This is a genomic window from Humibacter sp. RRB41 (assembly GCF_022761015.1).
Taxonomy (GTDB): Bacteria; Actinomycetota; Actinomycetes; order Actinomycetales; family Microbacteriaceae; genus Humibacter.
Window position 1 is genome coordinate 860,070 of sequence record NZ_JAKWJQ010000001.1, and the last position, 16,886, is coordinate 876,955.

Genomic DNA, 16,886 nt, shown 5'->3' on the forward strand with positions numbered 1-16,886 from the left:
CTGATCTATCCTCGTGGGGCGCTCACTCATCGCATGACGGTCCGTTTGCCTCCTTCGCCTTACGGAGACATCCTGACACTTCATGACATAACGCCGTGGACGCATCCTGATGAGACAGCGGCGCCGAGAGCTGCGGCGGAGGAGGTCCGGCGGGCCGATGCAGTGGTCACGGTCTCTGAGTTCAGCGCCTCGGAGATCGAGCAGCGGTTTGGTATCACTGCTCATGTCATTCCCAACGGCATAGACGAGCGGATGTTCGGAGCATCGCCTCTTCCGCAGGGCCTCCGCACGACACTTGGCCTGGCCAGCCCTTATGTTTTGACCGCGGGAGGGGCATCCGCTCGGAAGAACCTCGAGGGCCTGGCAGCGGCATGGTGCCGAATCGAATCGCAGTACCCTGACACCTTTTTGGCATTGGCCGGCCCGGAGCATCCTCGACGCACCGAGTTGTTCGCTGACCTGCCGCGTGTGGTCTTTTTGGGACGGGTCGCGGATGATGTTCTTCCTGGAGTATTTGCGAGTGCGTCCGCGGTCGTGGTGCCTTCGCTCTATGAAGGGTTCGGCATTCCGGCACTCGAGGGAATGGCGGCAGGCATCCCCGTGGTCGCGTCGAACACTACGTCCCTGCCAGAGGTCGTAGGCGATTGTGGGATCCTGGTTGACCCTTCGCCAAGTGGGCTTTCCGAAGGAATCGAGTTCGCGCTGAGTGGCAACCCTGATGTGGTAGCGATGGCTCGACGTGGTCGCGAGCGCGCAGCCGAGTACTCCTGGGATCGAGCGGCGCTGAGCCACGCGCAATTGTGGTCCAGTCTCGGCGCCTAGCCTAGCTAGGCCGACTCCAGACCCGATTAGATGACGTCGGCGAACCCTCGCTCATATCGCTGGAAGACGAGGATGCCGGCGAAGAAGACGATGATGGCGCTGAGTGGGAGGGCGATAAACTCCCACGCCGCCGGAAGCGGCTGCCCTACCGTGGACCAGCGAACCATCTCCATCAACCACGTCAGCGGGTTGATCTGGAACAGCCATCGCAGGTTTCCTGGCACCGCCGACAGTGAATAGGCGATCGGTGTCGCGTACAGCAGGATCTGCAGAATCCACGGCAAGAAATAGGCGACGTCGCGGTACTTCACGGTGATGGCCGACGCGGCGATACCGATTCCCAATGCCAGCATGATCGTGATCAGCAGCCAAACGGGGGTCATGAGAATCGGCCATCCCGGATTGACTCCGTAAAGGAATAGCAGAACCACCAGCATGACAAAGGCCACAGCGAAGTCGATCAGCACCGAAATCACTCCGGACAGAGGAACCAGAAGTCGAGGGAAGAAGACTTTCGAGACCAGTGCCTGATTCGAGACCAGAGACCCTGACGAACGGCCGATCACGTTGTTGAACGCGTTCCAGGCAAGCATCCCCGAGAAGCTGAACAGGAAGTAGGGAACGCCCCCAGAAGGGAGTTTGGCCACCTGGCCAAAGACCACGGAGAAGACACCGGCCGAAGCAAGCGGTTGCAGTATGACCCAGGCGACACCGATCGCGGTCTGCCTGTAGCGAAGCACGATGTCGCGGAGGCCGAATCGGTACAGAACCTCCCTCGCTTCCCAGAGCTCCCGCCACCGCGGCATGTCAAGGCGACCGGGCGGCCTGATGATCGTGCGGGTCATCCGTTCACCTCATAATCGAAGTCAGCGAGCACAACGCCGTGTTGCATTGCCTCATCGGAAGTGAACTCCGGATAGGGAGATGCAGGGAGCACGTCGAATGCGTCAGCCGCCTCCCATGAATCCAATATCCCGGCTTGACATACGAAGAGGTCGACCGTATAACGGCCCGGCCTGAACCATAGCGAGCGAATGCGGAGGGAGCCACGCTGCGGCTCACTCGGGTCGAACCACGTTCCGGTCAGTCGGGAGTCACACTGAACAACGACATTCCCGTTGACATCGTTGACGTGGCACGACACGAAGTACTTGCCGATCAGCTCGGGATTCGCCTCTACGTCGAATTCGATCACTGTGTCGTCGGCCGGATCCTGTGACTGGTCGACGACAGCTGCGCGTGACAACCGCAGGGCACCTGTGCCTGGGCGATTGGCCGCATCGCGCTGTTCGGTCTGGAATTTCTCGAACGTGCTCCTGTAGCGTTCGAGCGCGCCGTCGACACTGCCGTAGTAGGAGAGTTGGCCACGTTCGAGGAACATCGCCGAGGTACAGAGTGTGGTGACGGTCTGAGCTTGGTGGCTCACATAGAGAACGGTGCGACCGCTCCGCGCTACGTCGCGCATCATCGCCAGCGACTTCGCTTGAAACTCTGCGTCGCCGACGGCCAGCACCTCATCGATGGCAAGGATCTCAGTTTCGAGGTGAGCCGCGACTGAGAAGGCGAGACGCACATACATGCCGGAGGAGTATCGCTTCACCTGGGTGTCGAGGAATCTCTCCACGCCAGAGAACTGCACGATGTCGTCGAATCGGCGCTTGATCTCCTTGCGGCCCATACCGAGAAGCGATCCGTTCAGGTAGATGTTCTCGCGGCCAGTGAGTTCCGGATGGAATCCCGTGCCGACCTCCAGCAAGCTGCCGACCCGTCCGCCGAGATCGATCACACCGCGAGTGGGCGCGGCAACGCGTGTAAGCAGCTTGAGCAGCGTGCTCTTGCCAGCTCCGTTTCGCCCGACGATGCCGACGGCCTCTCCCCACGGGATGTCGAATGACACGTCGTCGACGGCGGAGAAGCTCGTGTACTTGGCCCGCTGCAACGGATGCCGGAGCCGTTCGATCGCGGCATCGGTGATCCGATTATTCCGCGCCGCGCCGTCGACGATCCGATAAGTCTTCGTCAGGTGCTCTACCGAGATTGCGGTGTCGGGCATGGTCGCTTCGCTCCCGCTGTACTGTCTGGCTGTGTGGGGGCTCCGACACGACCGTGTTCGATGCTACCAAGCGGTCCGTCGCGTTCCCAGCCTGGGTGCCCCCCGCATCGAGGGGGTGCCGACGATCGAGGCCACGCCGTCGTTCCTGCATGCGATAGCGGACCAACGCGATCACGACGCCGTATGAAAGCGCCGCGTGGACGATCCACCGTCCGCGGGCGACCTCACCGCGCAGCAACCTCGGGAAGTGCCACACCATGTAGGCAAATCCGCCTACGGCATTCCTGAAGGTGGGCGGCGTCAAGCCGTCTACGGAAAAACGCTGCCAGAGCGCGGAGAAACAGGCTGTGTACAAGTACATCTGTAGCGCCGTGGCCCGGAGACCGCGTCGCAGACGATAGCTGACGACGGCGGACGGCGCGGGAGCAACTGTGAAACCCAGCAATTGGGCGCGCCAACTGAAGTCAAGATCGTCGCCCCCGAGGCCGTCGAGGTTCTCGTCCCAGCCCCCGATCGCCTCGATGACGGAGCGGCGCGCGCCGAAGTTCGCGCCGGTGACCCAGGACAAGAAACCCTTCTCTTTGGGCAGCTGCCAGTCGTCGTCGATCGGCGGAAAGTCACGCCAGAACCGTTCCGGTCCGGGATTCAGGGTCTCGACCTCGGTCGGTCCTCCGGTCACATCGGCCTTTGCGAGAGACTTCAGGTGACCATCGATCCAGCTCGGGTGCACGGCGTCGTCCGCATCGCAGACGAGCACGAATTCCGCCTCGGATGCCGCCACTCCGACGTTCCGTGCGTGGCTCACCCCTTTGCGTCCCGAGGCGTCGACGCGGCGCATCGGGTACGGCGCGCGTTGCTGCCACTCGTCGATGACCGCGGCAAGGCCATCGGTCGAACCGTTGTCGGAGACGAGCACCTCGAAGGGCTCTGTCGTGGTCTGATGCGTGAGAGCCTCGAGCTGGACGGGAAGCGAAGCGGCCGCGTTATAGGTGGGGATGACCACACTGACGCGCACGGTCACGGAGCGGTCCCGTTTCACGTGCACATTCATGGCATTGCCGTCGACGGTGTCGTTCTGGTTTCACGGAGCCGCCTGACGATCGCGTCGATCGGTGCGAGGGGTGCGAATCGCAGCGCCCACAGCATGTCGGACGCCGCGGACGCGAAGCGTCTCGCTTGAGCTTCGGCCCGCGCGTGTCGCATGGCACCCCACCAGGCATAGCGACCGTTGGCGCGGAGGCTTCCGCGGTGCGCGGCGACGAGCGGCGTGTCGCCGGCATCCCTCGCGCGAGCGAGATGGGCGCGAACGATGCGATCTATGGACAGAGTCAGCTCTCGATGACGAGATGTGGTGTTCGCGTCGTGCAGGCGATAGTCCGAAAGCACATCGGGTACGAACACGAAGTCGCCGCGCTCGGAGAGGTTCAAGACGAGATCGAGATCCTCGGCAAGCCGAAGCGTGGGATCGAACCCGCCTACCGCGTCGAAGGCAGTGCGACGCATCATGAGGTTGCACGGGAGGATGCCCGTCCGCCGTCGTGCGATGTCGAGTCGATCGCGCACTGCCGTCAGGTCGGCCTCTACGAGCACCCGTCCAGCGGCATCGATGGTGCGCATGCCGCAATAGCAGGCCACAGCGTTGGGCTCGGACATCAGGTGGGCGGCCTGCCTGGCGAGCCGCTCGGGATGGCACACATCGTCGTCGTCGAAGAAGACGAGCAACTCCCCACTCGACTCCGCGGCGCCTGCGTTGCGTGCCGCTGACACGCCGGTGTGCGCGCGGTGAAGCAGGCGGCCGAGCGGCGTGGTCGTGGTGACAATTGCCTCCACCGCGGAGGGGTCCGGGGACCCATCGTCGACGACGATGATCTCGACCCGCGGATACGTCTGCGCTGCCAAGGAGCCGAGGGCATCGGCGAAGAAGGGACTCACGCGATTCGTCGCGACGACGACGCTCACGAGCGGCATGGCATCCGCACTCGCGTCTGTGCGTACCGCTGGGCTCATGGTGCGCCATCTTCGAGCGATTCGAGCGTTTCGCGCAAGGCAGCCCATGACTCGCGCCAGGAGTGCGCAAGCGCATGCTCTCGCGCCGCACGTGCGTGCCGGTCCCGTGCCGCGGGGTCGTCGGCAAAATGTTCGAGAGCGTCCGCTAACGCTTGGGGGTTGTCGGGATCGACGAGCACAGCTGCGTCGCCGGTCACTTCGGCGATACCGCCCACACGGCTAGCGATGACGGGCAACCCCGTGGCAAGTGCTTCTCCGACTGTCAGGCCACTCGGTTCCCGCCACCGCGACGGCGCTACGAAGATGTCGGCTTCCCTCAGGAGCCCCGGGAGGCGCTCGCGGTCGACGAATGGCTCGAATCTTGCGTGGGGAATATCGGCGGCAAGTCTCCGGAGCGACCGCTCGTACGGCGTGAGCGGCGCTTCACGAGCAAAGCCGCCGCTTCCAACGATGAGCACTTCGAGATCGTCGCGTTGGAGGCGTCGAGCAGCTTCCAGCAGCACGTGAGGCCCCTTTTCAGGCAGGGTACGCCCGACGAACATCACTCTCAGGCGCTCGTTCGTGCGCACCCGCGAGGCAGGTGAGAACTGCTTGGTGTCGACACCGTTGGGCACGACATGGATGCGGTCGATGAACTCCGCCGGCAACCGAGACGCCATGACCTCGGCGAGATCTGCGCTCACGCAGACGATAGCTCCGACCGCGCCGAGTCCACGCCTCGCCTCGGCAGTGCCGACTGTTCGGAGGAGGTCGTTGTGCGCGTACAACACCGTCGTGTGCGGCTGGTCGCGTAGAAGTCGCGGGAGCGTGGGCCCGTTGTGCGCGAGTACGAACGCAGGTTCCCGATCGCGCATGGCCTCGGCCAGTGGGCGCCACGCGCGGACCGCTCCGCGGCGGGGCAGCCCGATGCGGGCGAGTCCGGCATCCATCCCTCTCTCAATTTTGGTGGGCATAGGCGCCCCGACGTACTCGATCGCTTCGGCGGTCGAGTAGCGGGGATGCCACGTGCTCTGATCGAGCAGCACCTTCTGCCGTACCGCACTCGTGACATCCAGGGCGGCCGCACCCGCCAGGCCGTGCACAACTGTGGGAACCGCTGAACCTGTACGTGGAGAGAAATGGTCACCAGGGGTTATGGCGTGTACGACGTCGCGCATCAGATCGTCACGTCGCGGGTCAGGGGCGTGACACGCCGGTCGGCTCGGCTGAGGAGTTCGCCAAGAGTCTGGCCCACGCGCCATGTCACGTCGGCGAAGCCGGACGCCGTGAAAAGGCGGCGTAGTCTTCGAGACGCTGAACGGCGCTCGACGGCAGGGGCCGTCGACGAAGGTGCCTCGTAGTCGGCGTCGGCGGCGATGAACGCCGCGTACTTGTGCCGCAACTGTCGGTGACCTTCACCATAGCTGTACGCCTGGCGGTAAATCGCCCGCGCGCCGATCCTTGGTCGTGCGAGCACTACCGCGTCACGGACCCGGCCGAACGTGTGCCCGGCAAGTTGTGCCCGCCAGCAGAGATCGACGTCCTCGCCGGTGACGAGGTACTCGTCGAAGCCCCCCAGCTCGTCGAAGATCGTGCGGCGGATGCCGAGGTTCGATCCCGGTGTCGCTTCGTAGCGCGTCCAGTAGCGCAGGCGGATCTCGGCGCTCGCATTCCATGACACACTGACGCCGTGAGAACGGCGCAGCGAGTGATTCTCCAGCACGCCTCCGACGAGGGCATAAACATCCAGCGCTTTAGCCATTTGGTTCACCCAGCCGGGCGCGATCACGTCGTCGGCGTCGCAGAACAGTAGCAGCTCCCCACTCGCGGCCGCTGCCCCAAGGTTGCGGGCTGCCGAGGCACCGCGGCGGGCACTCGCGTCGATCACGCGCAGTAGCGGAATCCGGCCCGCCCAACGTTCAGCGACGTCGCGCGTGGCGTCGGTCGAGCCGTTGTCGCTGATGAGCACTTCCCAGGCACAGGAAACCTTCTGCTGGGCGAGTGCCTCGAGTTGCGCGTTCAGGGTCATGGCCGCGTTTCGGGCGGGGACTACGACTGAAACGGTTGTCGAATCATTAGTCACTCGGTCCTACTCTCTGCGTCATGAACTCCCAGCTTGATATTCGCACACGGTATGCAGTGATATAAAGTGCGGTGCGCACGCCTGCCTGTCGCTCTATGCAACGCAACCATTGATCGGGCCCGTTCGGGCGGGCGCCACTGAACGCGAGCCTCTGGGGTTGCCGTGCACGGGAAGCCGGGAATTGGCGCCGGTAGCGCGGGCATCCATGGCACGCCTTGAGCGTCGACGAGTGGTCTATGCTCGGAGCCCAAGACCAATTGGACGGCAGCATGGAGCGCAGCTTTGTCATGACCTTTGACGGCGCAATGGACTCTCGCGACTCGCTTTGCCGTCGCGACGACGTGGCCGGTAACAGTATTGGATGGCGGATCTCCTGGTGAACGGCTCCACGCGTCGCGGAGATCATGTCTCCGCGCGTGGCGGATATCGTACTGTCGTCGAAGATCGTCCGTTCGCGGCCTTTCGCGACGGGCTCGACGAGTTGACATCCGGCCACGATGAGACGGACCGGTTGGTATATCGCCTGCTCGCCGAGCCCACTTCGGTCGCAAAGCGCAACGTTCTCGTGCTGCGCGGTGGCACTCCGGTCCTTGCCGCTACGTTTCGAGCCCGCGCAGGCGGATTCGAGATCGCCACCACCAACTGCGCTGCCCGTCTGGAGCCACCGCACCGACTCGGGCACCTCGACGCCGCGCTCGCTGCGACGAGGCTAAGCATTGTGATCTCAGAGACTGAGATCGTGCCCGCAGCCTTTCCGAGCGCGCAGGTGTCGGCCCATCAGTGGTATGGAGCCGACCTACAAGACTTCGACTTCGAGCGGCATTGGCGTTCCAGTGGGGTGCTCAAGGAACTTCGGCAAACGATCAAACGCCGCCCCGAACTGGGGGTGCAAAACGGTGACTTGACTTCTCTCGAGTGGACCGTGGCGCAGTGGCGATCTCGGTGGGCGAGTCATGAGGCGGACGAGACAGGCGTAACTGATGACCTGCTAGTCATTTGGCCGGAACTCCTCGCGCGAGGACGAATTATCGTTACAGCCCTCGTCGATTCAGACGGTGAACCGATCGCGGGTCAGGTGAGCAATGTGGATGACGGTTTCGTCACCGCGGCGATTACCGCGCGAGACCTCGGGGTGCACGGGGTTTCACTCGGAACTCGGGTTCTCATAGAGAACATCAGTAGCTCGAAGCGGGAGGGACATACTTTTTTCGACCTCGGAGGATATTTCGACCAGTACAAGCGCCGGTTCCTTCCTGCGGTGGGAGAACGTTGGACTGTCCAGTACACCCCGCGGTCGAAGGTACTGTCCCGGGACTGGTCCAGGCGGAAGCTTGGCGGCGCCATGCGGGCGATCGGTCTGGATCCTGCCGTACTGCGACGACACTTCGGCGGCCCGGACGGTCGCTGACGCAACGGCGACCGGGCAAGTCATGGTGATGCCATCAAGGAGGGGCAGTACATCCTGGTGCTAGCATCGCCATAGGCGTGTCGCTGACACCTGCTGGAGGCCCTGTGACGACCGACGTTCTCTTGACGATCCTCTTCGTCATGGTGTCGGTGTTGCTCCTACTGGCCTTTATCCTGGCAGCCGGATCTGCGGTCTTCGTATGGCGGCGTTTTCGCGGTCGGAGCCACCCCCTTGCGGGTGCCGTATCGACGCCATGGGAGTTTCCCACCATCTCAGGCGAGCGGCTCACCCTCGACTTGCCGGTGCCGAGCGATTTCGAAGCCTTCTACGCGATGGAGTCCGACCCTCGTCTTTTCCGGTATGAGCTCGAAGAGCCCATCTCAAGAGAGGTTGCCGCGGAAAGGCTGAAGCAGAGTATGGCCGCCACACGGTTTGAGAAGCCCGGTGACTTCGTCAATCCTGTCATTCGCGACTCGAGTGGCAACTTCCTAGGCATGATCTATCTGAAGTTGCAGGGAGCGGCGGCGGACCGCAGCGCCGAGGTCGGAATAACGCTCACGCGCGCAGCGCAGGGCCAGGGGTACCCTTTTGAAGCGGGGCAGCTACTGCTTGACATCGCATTCGCGAAGTTTCACTTGCATCGCGTTTATGCCGAACTCGACATGCGTAATGTCGCCTCCAGACGCATCTGTGAACATCTCGGCATGCGTCGCGAAGCGCAGTTCGTCGAGCACAGATGGATTAGGGGCAGGTGGATCGACACAGGATGCTACGCCATCCTTGAGCGCGAGTGGAAGCTGGCGTATCTTTCATGACCGATGGCTCGGCGTCAAAGCGGGCGAAGTGACGCGAGAATCTCGTTGGCCCATCCTTGATTTGCGCTGCCGTTAGGGCGAGCGGCGACTCTGTTCGATCCGACCGGGCACCGTTTCATAGTCCAGACGCGTCGATCTCGTTGGGGCTGTCCTCGTCATCCGGACGGGCCGGCTGCAAGATGACGGATATTCATGGGAGTAGCGCGTGATCTATTACATCCTTTTGGCGATTGCCAATCTGATCCCCGAGGGAGGGCGTAGGCAGCGATTCATCGCTTCAGCACGTGCCCGATTCAGCCTGCGAGCCATCGTCGATGCGGCCCTCACGGAGCAGCGCGTGACTCTAGAAAATGCGATCTATCGTGCGCAAATGTCCCAGACGCCGATAATCATGACGGTCGACCAAACTCTGGACGCGCTTGTCGAGGGTATGTCGATCGCACGTTTCGGTGCGGGCGACCTGGGGACCATGGAAGGGAAGTTCGATGTATTCCAGACACCGAGCGCCGAACTGAGCCGACGCCTCCGGGAAGTACTCACATCCGATGAACCGGGATTACTGGTGGGGATTCCGGCATTCACTTACGACCTTGGCACGACGGAGCTCTCGGAGGGCATGCGGGACTACCTCATGCGGATAGCGCCATTCATTCGGCCAGTCCTCGGTAGTTATCTGACGCTGACAAAGACGTATGCCGCCACAGAGGTGTCGCTAGCACATACCGCATTCCACCCAAGTTATGACCGCCAGAGTTATTTCGAAAGATTTCGCCGCATCTGGGAGGGCGCGCGCGTCACGCTCATCCACGGCGATGGGATCTTCGACGGGTTTCGTCATGACATCTTCGACAATGCGATAGCGGTGGATCACGTCCTCGCACCGAAACAAGATGCCTTCGACGAATACGACGATATTCTCGCCCGGGCGCTGCAAACGCCCAAAGACAGTTTGATCGTCCTTGTTCTCGGGCCAACGGCGACGGTACTTGCGTATGACCTCTACCGCACTGGCTATCGAGTTCTCGACCTCGGTCACATCGCCAAGTCTTACGAATGGTGGCGGAACGGCAAGACGATCGTCGAGCAAGGCGCCAGCGACGACTTTTTCGGTGCCGACTGAGCAGCACCACGCGATCTACAGATGTGCGAGCAGAGTCTCCGCGACGTACTGCTGGTCGTCGGGGGTGATGCCGGGGTACATCGGCATGCTCAGGATCTCGTCCGAGAACATCTCGGCACGCGGGAAGCTGCCTGCACCCTGCCCGAGGAATCCAAAGGCCGGCAGGAGGTGCACAGGGTTCGGGTAGTGGACTCCGACTCCGATCCCCGCCTCGGCGAGGTGGCCAAGCACGCGGTCGCGATCGGGTACTCGAACCACATAGAGATGGAAGACGTGCTCATTGCCGTTGGCTACCACCGGGAGCTGAACTTTCTCGTTACCGCTGAGAATTTCGCCATAGATCGCGGCGGCGTCACGCCGAAGCTGATTCCACTCGTCGAGATGGCCGAGCTTGGACGAGAGAACGGCGCCCTGGATGCCGTCGAGGCGAGAGTTGCGACCCAGAAGGCTGTGCTCGTACTTCGCAATGCCGCCGTGATTGCGTAACCGCCGGACCTTATCCGCGACGTCGCAGTCGTTGGTGATCACGGCGCCGGCGTCGCCGAACGCGCCGAGATTCTTGCCCGGATAGAAGCTGGTCGCCGCGACGTCGCCCAGAGCGCCGGCCATCTTTCCGTGTCGACGAGCGCCCTGCGACTGCGCCGCGTCCTCGAGGATGACGATGTCGTCACCAGCGATGGAGCGTAGGTCCTCGACTGGCGCAGTTTGTCCGTAGAGATGCACAGCGGCAATCATCCGGGTGCGCTTCGTCAGCGCGTCGGCGACGGCCTCTACCGAGATCAAGTAGTCGTCGGTGCAGTCGACCAGCACCGGCACCGCACCGGCTCGAACCACGGCTTCAGCTGTGGCGGCGAACGTATTCGCCGGAAGGATCACCTCATCGCCTGCGCCGATCCCGGTCGACTGGATGGCCAGCTCCAGCGCATCGGTGCCGTTCCCGACGCCAACGCAATGCTCAGTGCCGCAATACCGTGCGAATTCGTGTTCGAACGCTTCTGCAGCGTCGCCGAGGATGAAGCTCGAGGTATCGATGATACGGCCGATGGCGGCATCCGTCTCATCGCGAATGCGCACAGTCTGCCAACTCAGGTCGACGAAGGGCACGGTACGCTGTTGCGCCATTCAGCAGCTCCATTCAATTCAGGGGTCGGGTGATCGAAGACACTACCGCCGGACGCCGGTCTTCAGCTCGCGAAGGTAACAGAGATAGTCGTCGTGAGCCTTTGCCCACTGCAGCAAGGGTTCCGCTCCTGCGCGGGTGAATACCGGGTCCGTCAGTTTGCGGGCTCGGAAGGCGGCCCATCCTCTGCTGAGCCGGTACCTCGGGTTCATCGCCCGCGCGAAGTCCACGAGCTCGTCGACGTACGCCCGACGATCCGGCCCGGAGCCGAGTGCACGCCGGGCGAGGTCGAGCGCTTCGTCGGCGACGCGGTGGCGAGCGACCTTGAGGAATCGCGCACCATCGGGGAAACCCCCGGACGACGACTCGAACGCGTCCATCCGGTAGCGCAGGTCCAGCAAAGGTCGGCGGTCGCCATCGAGGCCGTACTGGGTGAACGACATGTTGGCTCCGTGCATGCGGTAATAGGCCTGGATCGTGCCGGCGATGAAGCCGACGCCGGCTCGTGCTGCGAACCTCAGCCACATCTGAAGGTCACTGGTGTGCGGAAGCGCGGGGTCGTAGTCGCCGACCTCACGCATTGTGCTCGTCCGCACGATCGCTTCCGGCGAGGCGATCGGGCCTCGGGCGCTCCTGTAGACGTGACTGGCCCACTCAGCGCCGTCCCGGATCACCCAATGGCTACCAGGGCCGGGGGTTCCTTCCGGCGTTTCGACGGTCGTGAAGTAGGTCACCGGGCCATATACGAGCCCCACATCGGGGTTGGCTTCCATGAGCGCCGTCGCTCGTGCCAGGGCACCTGGTGCGAGCACGTCGTCCGCGGAGATCAGCAGGGCATATTTGCCGGTCACGGTGGCAAGCCCGCGGTTCGCCGTCGCAATGAGCCGCGAGTTCTTCTCATTGCGTATTACCCGAACGTTGGGCAACCTCGATGCGAGCCCCTCGGCGACTTCGAGGCTGTCATCGGTCGAGCAATCGTCGACGATCAGAACGTCGACATCGACTCCGACTTGACCGGCGATGCTCTCGACGGCAAACGGCAGATAGTGCCCGTAGTTGTAGCACGGGACGACCACGCTGACGGTCGGCGTCGTCGTCAGCGCAACGGGCTCTACCGGTCTGACCGGCATGTTGCGCCCTCGCGGAGCACTGCGACGACGCGATCCTGCTCTTCGGGAGTCATCTGGTGGAACACCGGCAGGATCAGGGTGTTGTCGGTGAGGTGCTCCGTGACTGGCACGTCAGCGTGGACATGAGAATAGGCAGGTTCGCGGTGGACCGCCATGATGCCTCGGCGAGCCGAGATGTCGGCTTCACCCAACGCGAGCAGCAGTTTCTCACGGTCGAGCGGATACTCAGGACCGACCTCGACCCAGAACGACTGAAAGTTGCAGGTGCCATATCGCGGATCCGAAACCGCACGGAGACCAGCGACGTCGGCGATCGCCCGCGTATACGCGGCCGCGATCGTGCGGCGTCGCTGTACGACCTCGTCAAGCCGGGCGAGTTGTACGAGGCCGATGGCGGCCTGTAGGTCGGTCATCCGGTAGTTGAATCCGACCTCGGTGTACTCCTCCTTTGGGGACACGACACTGGCATGCCTGGCCGTTGCCGACACGCTCATCGCGTGTTCGCGCAGCCGCCGCGCGCGCTCCGCCCAGTCAGCATGCGAGGTGGTGAGCATCCCGCCCTCGCCGGTCGTCAGGATCTTGCGCGGGTGGAACGACCAGGCGGCGATCTCGGCGCCCGCCCCGACCGGTCGACCCTTGTATGTCGACCCCGCCGCGCAGGCGGCGTCCTCGATGACGACGATCCCTCGAGGGTCGCATACCTCGCGGATCGCGTCGAGGTCGACCGGGACACCGCCCTGATCGACGGCTATGATGGCTCGCGTTCCGGGCGTCAAAGCGGCCTCGACGGTCGCAGCAGTGAGGTTGCCCGTGAGGGGGTCGACATCGGCGAAGACCGGGTTCGCTCCGACGTACGTTGGCGCATTCGCCGTGGCGATGAACGAGAAGGATGGCACCACTACGTCGTCGCCGGCGACCACCCCTGAGACCTTGAGTGCCAGGTGCAGGGCGGTTGTGCAACTCGAGACCGCCACGGCGTAATCCGTCTGTTGATGCGCGGCGAAGTCCGCTTCGAACGCGGCCACCTTCGGCCCCTGAGCGACCCAGCCGGATTCGATGACCTCGGTCACCGCCGCTATCTCCTCCGCGCCCAGCCAGGGACGCATGACGTTGATCCGTGTCACGAGTGATTCCCCTGGGGGGAGCGCCCGGCGGCGACCTCTTCGCGGAGGGGACGCCACCAGTCGACGAGCTCCTGCAGGCCCTGCTCCAATCCGATCCTCGCGGTGAACCCCAGATCGCGTTGCGCGGCTGTGGTGTCCGCCAGGCGGCGTACGACGTCGTTCACGCCGCGTGCCGGTCCGAACTCGACAGAGAGGTCGGAGTCCATCACCTTGAGGAGCAGTTCGGCGAGTTCGAGCAGGCTGGTCTCTGTGCCGCTGGCCACGTTGTACACGCCTTCGTCGACGTCGCTGAGGACCGCGAGGATGTTCGCGCGTGCGATGTCAACGCTGTACACGAAATCCATCGTCTGGCTGCCGTCCCCGAAGATGATCGGCGGGAGCCCATCTGCGATGCGCTCCATCCAACGCACAAGAACCTCGGTGTAGAACCCGTGGACGTCCATCCGTGGTCCGTAGACGTTGAAGTACCGCAGGAGCACGTAGTTCAGGCCGTACATCGCACGGAAGCTCTTCGTCATGCCTTCGTTGAAGGTCTTGGCGGCGCCGTAGAAGGTGTCGTTGTTGTAGGGGTGATGGCGTTCGTTCGTAGGGAAGGACTCGGCCATTCCATAGACCGATGCCGAGGAAGCAGCCACGAGCTTGGCGACCCTGTGCTCGGCAGATGCCTCGAGCACGTTGAAGGTCGCGTCCACCATGGTCTCCAGCGCGAGACGAGGCTCCTCTGCGCACTGCGTGATGCGAATCGCGGCTTGGTGGAAGACGACATCCTTGCCCTTCACCGTGTCGTGCACCGTGTCGCGGTCACGGATGTCGCCCTCGACCAGGGTGACCCTGCCCGAGGCGAAGGCCCGGTCGAGGTTCGCCTTCCGACCACGCACGAGGTTATCGAGAACGTCGATGTGCGCGGCGCCGGCATCCAGCAACTGATCGACGAGCGTCGACCCGATCGTGCCGGCTCCGCCCGTGACGAGGACGGTCGCGCCCTCTAACTCCGTCATGCGGTCTCCTTCTGATCGTTGTCGACTGTCACCAGAGCACTGCCAGCCTGGAGGCTTCTCGAAGTCGCGTCGAGCACATTGAGCACGCGGAGGGCAGCCAAGCCGTCTGTGCGTGCCGGACGGTGCTCGCGGATTGCTGACGCAAACTCGGCCACCATCAGGGACAGTGCCTCCTTCTCTGGCAACGCGGGCACCCAGGTGTCACCGTATCGATACGACACCTGCGCTGCAGCGCGCTCGGCGTCTCCGGTGACAGTGACGAAGTCGATCCCGCGGTCGTAGACGCTTACCCGCTGCGTGGGGTTGAGGTCATCCCAGACGAGTGTGCGACGTGAGCCGCCGACGACGAGCTGGCGGATCTTCGTCGGGCTCAGCCAGTTGACGTGGACGTGCGCGATCGCACCCTTCGCAAGCGGCATGACCAGATATCCCACGCAAGCCTTGCCGAGATGGAGCGGGTCGCCGCCGTGCGCAGATGCGCCCTCTGGGCGCAGGCCCCCCGGAAGGATGAAGTCCAAGATGGAGAGATCGTGTGGGGCCAAGTCCCAGAACACGTCGACATCCGGCTGCACGAGTCCGTGGTTGATGCGCACGGAGTCGATGAAAGTGATGTCGCCGAGTTCTCCGGCCTCGACGAGCTCGGCGATCTTGAGGACGGCGGGTGTGTAGCAGAAGGTGTGGTCGGCCATCAGGATGACGTCTGCCTCGGCCGCGGCGGTGACCATGTGCTGTCCGCTCTCGACACTGTGGGCGAGAGGTTTCTCCGTTAGAACGTGCTTGCCGGCCGCGATGGCGGCCAGGGCGATCTTCTCGTGAGTCCGCGCTGGCGTCGCGATGGCCACGGCGTCGACGCCGCTTATTGCGAGCGCATCCTCGATGGATGTGACCGCCACGGCCGTGCGTGTCGTCAAGGCGAGTCGCTCGGCTCGATCTAGGTCGAGGTCGCACACTGCCGCGACATGCCAGTCCGCGCTCAGGTTGAAGTTGCGAACGAGGTTCGGACCCCAATACCCTGCGCCCACGACAACAACGCTGAGACGGTTGTCACGCATGGAGGCCTCCCAACCTGATCCATTCGACCTTGCCGGATGGCTCCATCGTAGGGGACCGCTGTGCGGGACCGCTCGGCCTCAGTCGGGGGTGAAAAAGTCGTCGTTGGTCTCCTGCTCGTGGGTCGTCTTGCCGTTGTGCCACCATTCGTAGGATTTGGCGATGTGGCCGAGGTCGAGGGCTTGGTAGCCGGCTCGGTGGAGGTCGTAGGCGAGGACGGTGGCGGTGGGTCCGAGGATGGCGATCATGATGCTGTCTTTTGGTGCTTGCAGTGCTTGGTTGAGGATGTCGTCGTAGTGGTCGAAGGCGTCTTGTTTGGGGGCGAGGATGTGGTGAACGGAGGCCGCGTTGTCGAAGATGTCGTGGGTGAAGCCGTTGAAGATGCCATCACCGTGAATGAGGACCACGTTTGCGCCCTCCCAGATGCGACGGAACCGTCGGAAATAGGCATCGCGGTCGAAGCTCTCGTAGATCTGGTTTGCCAGTGATACTTCGGTCGCCGCATAAGTCTTGTTCGAACGCAGGTATCGACTCTCTACGGCGTGCATCCGGACCGCATCACGGATGTAAAAGGATCGCTCATACTCGTTGAGATCATTGCTCAGTCGATAGTTGTGGTAAAAGACGCCGATGAGTAGTCCGGGCTCGTCGGATGAAAGCACCTCCGCCAGCCGTCGGGCCAGCACGACATCGGGTCTTTGGAAGGCGTTGTGCTTCTGATCGATGGAGAGGAGCTCGCCGTCGCCGAAGCGAGCGATCGACGTACCGTCGATCAGCGCATCTAGCGTCTCGTCGACCGTCATGACGGTGGGGGACTCGAACAGGCGCGCGTGATAGTAGACTAGCTGGTCTACTTTCGCCAGATTATCCGCGAGCGCCGTGTCGATCATCGCTTGCACGCTGAATCGGGAACGTGCCCAGCCGATGAACCGCCGCCGACGAGCAGCGCCGGGAATCAGCTTCGCGAAGGATGCGAGAATGTAATAGACCACCGAATGAACTTCCGCCGAGATCGTGGAGGGGGTGCGAGCCGCTTCTCGAGCGAGGGCGGTGCCCGTGCGCTCGAACTCTACCGGGAATTACCGGTCTCGCTTCGGATCGTTCGAACAAGGATGGAACCGATCGGCCCAGGCGATCGCGTCCCTAATGGCCCGCTCGACGCTCGGGTCAGCCTCGA

The 16,886-nt window shown here is 63.2% G+C and carries 16 protein-coding genes; 4 read left to right on the forward strand and 12 right to left on the reverse strand.

What is annotated here, in order from left to right:
* The first annotated feature begins 33 nt into the window (after positions 1 to 33).
* Entirely contained in the window at positions 34 to 822 is a 789-nt protein-coding gene (locus MJ603_RS04120) for a glycosyltransferase family 1 protein (protein ID WP_243062383.1), read from the forward strand.
* Between the two features lie 26 nt (positions 823 to 848).
* Here the strand turns inward: MJ603_RS04120 and MJ603_RS04125 are convergent, their stop codons facing one another.
* The 6 genes from MJ603_RS04125 to MJ603_RS04150 form a co-directional block, all read right to left on the reverse strand.
* A complete protein-coding gene (locus MJ603_RS04125; RefSeq protein ID WP_243062384.1) occupies positions 849 to 1,667 on the reverse strand; it encodes an ABC transporter permease in 819 nt (272 codons plus the stop codon).
* The gene (locus MJ603_RS04130) at positions 1,664 to 2,719 is read right to left on the reverse strand and encodes an ABC transporter ATP-binding protein (RefSeq protein WP_243062385.1); all 1,056 of its coding nucleotides are present in this window, start codon (positions 2,717 to 2,719) and stop codon (positions 1,664 to 1,666) included. The genes MJ603_RS04125 and MJ603_RS04130 overlap by 4 nt, the downstream gene beginning before the upstream one ends.
* 82 nt (positions 2,720 to 2,801) lie before the next feature.
* Positions 2,802 to 3,914 carry a glycosyltransferase family 2 protein gene (locus MJ603_RS04135; RefSeq protein ID WP_243062386.1) on the reverse strand — a complete coding sequence of 371 codons (1,113 nt, stop codon included), beginning with the start codon at positions 3,912 to 3,914 and terminating at the stop codon, positions 2,802 to 2,804.
* Between the two features lie 8 nt (positions 3,915 to 3,922).
* Positions 3,923 to 4,882, reverse strand: coding sequence for a glycosyltransferase family A protein (locus tag MJ603_RS04140; protein ID WP_243062387.1), 960 nt, complete (start codon positions 4,880 to 4,882; stop codon positions 3,923 to 3,925).
* Positions 4,879 to 5,835 carry a glycosyltransferase family 4 protein gene (locus tag MJ603_RS04145; RefSeq protein ID WP_308220562.1) on the reverse strand — a complete coding sequence of 319 codons (957 nt, stop codon included), beginning with the start codon at positions 5,833 to 5,835 and terminating at the stop codon, positions 4,879 to 4,881. Before MJ603_RS04145 ends, MJ603_RS04140 begins: the two co-directional genes overlap by 4 nt.
* 203 nt (positions 5,836 to 6,038) lie before the next feature.
* Positions 6,039 to 6,944: a glycosyltransferase gene (locus MJ603_RS04150; protein WP_308220563.1), complete on the reverse strand. Its 906-nt coding sequence runs from the start codon at positions 6,942 to 6,944 to the stop codon at positions 6,039 to 6,041.
* 361 nt (positions 6,945 to 7,305) lie between these two features.
* Between MJ603_RS04150 and MJ603_RS04155 the strand changes: the two genes are divergently transcribed.
* From MJ603_RS04155 to MJ603_RS04165, 3 genes are all read left to right on the forward strand, one after another.
* A complete protein-coding gene (locus MJ603_RS04155; protein WP_243062389.1) occupies positions 7,306 to 8,352 on the forward strand; it encodes a GNAT family N-acetyltransferase in 1,047 nt (348 codons plus the stop codon).
* 104 nt (positions 8,353 to 8,456) lie between these two features.
* Positions 8,457 to 9,167 (forward strand): GNAT family N-acetyltransferase, encoded by a 711-nt coding sequence (locus tag MJ603_RS04160; RefSeq protein WP_243062390.1) that lies wholly within the window; start codon positions 8,457 to 8,459, stop codon positions 9,165 to 9,167.
* Between the two features lie 205 nt (positions 9,168 to 9,372).
* Entirely contained in the window at positions 9,373 to 10,287 is a 915-nt protein-coding gene (locus tag MJ603_RS04165; RefSeq protein ID WP_243062391.1) for a GT-D fold domain-containing glycosyltransferase, read from the forward strand.
* A 15-nt stretch (positions 10,288 to 10,302) separates the two neighbouring features.
* Here MJ603_RS04165 and MJ603_RS04170 read toward each other — a convergent pair whose 3' ends face one another.
* The 6 genes from MJ603_RS04170 to MJ603_RS04195 all read right to left on the reverse strand — a co-directional run bounded on the left by MJ603_RS04170 (position 10,303) and on the right by MJ603_RS04195 (position 16,701).
* A complete protein-coding gene (locus MJ603_RS04170) occupies positions 10,303 to 11,409 on the reverse strand; it encodes a DegT/DnrJ/EryC1/StrS aminotransferase family protein (RefSeq protein ID WP_243062392.1) in 1,107 nt (368 codons plus the stop codon).
* Between the two features lie 42 nt (positions 11,410 to 11,451).
* Positions 11,452 to 12,537, reverse strand: coding sequence for a glycosyltransferase (locus tag MJ603_RS04175; protein WP_243062393.1), 1,086 nt, complete (start codon positions 12,535 to 12,537; stop codon positions 11,452 to 11,454).
* A complete protein-coding gene (locus MJ603_RS04180) occupies positions 12,519 to 13,643 on the reverse strand; it encodes a DegT/DnrJ/EryC1/StrS aminotransferase family protein (protein ID WP_243062725.1) in 1,125 nt (374 codons plus the stop codon). The genes MJ603_RS04175 and MJ603_RS04180 overlap by 19 nt, the downstream gene beginning before the upstream one ends.
* A gap of 14 nt (positions 13,644 to 13,657) precedes the next feature.
* Positions 13,658 to 14,659: an SDR family NAD(P)-dependent oxidoreductase gene (locus MJ603_RS04185; protein ID WP_243062394.1), complete on the reverse strand. Its 1,002-nt coding sequence runs from the start codon at positions 14,657 to 14,659 to the stop codon at positions 13,658 to 13,660.
* A complete protein-coding gene (locus MJ603_RS04190) occupies positions 14,656 to 15,711 on the reverse strand; it encodes a Gfo/Idh/MocA family protein (protein WP_243062395.1) in 1,056 nt (351 codons plus the stop codon). Before MJ603_RS04190 ends, MJ603_RS04185 begins: the two co-directional genes overlap by 4 nt.
* Positions 15,712 to 15,789: 78 nt before the next feature.
* A complete protein-coding gene (locus MJ603_RS04195; protein WP_243062396.1) occupies positions 15,790 to 16,701 on the reverse strand; it encodes a GT-D fold domain-containing glycosyltransferase in 912 nt (303 codons plus the stop codon).
* Positions 16,702 to 16,886: the final 185 nt, after the last annotated feature.

What these genes read in the sequence shown, in the direction of transcription:
- MJ603_RS04120 (WP_243062383.1), top strand. Translation starts at nt 34, where the DNA reads ATGACGGTCCGTTTGCCTCCTTCGCCTTACGGAGACATCCTGACACTT.
- MJ603_RS04125 (WP_243062384.1), bottom strand. Translation starts at nt 1,667, where the DNA reads ATGACCCGCACGATCATCAGGCCGCCCGGTCGCCTTGACATGCCGCGG.
- MJ603_RS04140 (WP_243062387.1), bottom strand. Translation starts at nt 4,882, where the DNA reads ATGAGCCCAGCGGTACGCACAGACGCGAGTGCGGATGCCATGCCGCTC.
- MJ603_RS04145 (WP_308220562.1), bottom strand. Translation starts at nt 5,835, where the DNA reads ATGCCCACCAAAATTGAGAGAGGGATGGATGCCGGACTCGCCCGCATC.
- MJ603_RS04155 (WP_243062389.1), top strand. Translation starts at nt 7,306, where the DNA reads ATGGCGGATCTCCTGGTGAACGGCTCCACGCGTCGCGGAGATCATGTC.
- MJ603_RS04170 (WP_243062392.1), bottom strand. Translation starts at nt 11,409, where the DNA reads ATGGCGCAACAGCGTACCGTGCCCTTCGTCGACCTGAGTTGGCAGACT.
- MJ603_RS04175 (WP_243062393.1), bottom strand. Translation starts at nt 12,537, where the DNA reads ATGCCGGTCAGACCGGTAGAGCCCGTTGCGCTGACGACGACGCCGACC.
- MJ603_RS04180 (WP_243062725.1), bottom strand. Translation starts at nt 13,643, where the DNA reads ATGCGTCCCTGGCTGGGCGCGGAGGAGATAGCGGCGGTGACCGAGGTC.
- MJ603_RS04185 (WP_243062394.1), bottom strand. Translation starts at nt 14,659, where the DNA reads ATGACGGAGTTAGAGGGCGCGACCGTCCTCGTCACGGGCGGAGCCGGC.
- MJ603_RS04190 (WP_243062395.1), bottom strand. Translation starts at nt 15,711, where the DNA reads ATGCGTGACAACCGTCTCAGCGTTGTTGTCGTGGGCGCAGGGTATTGG.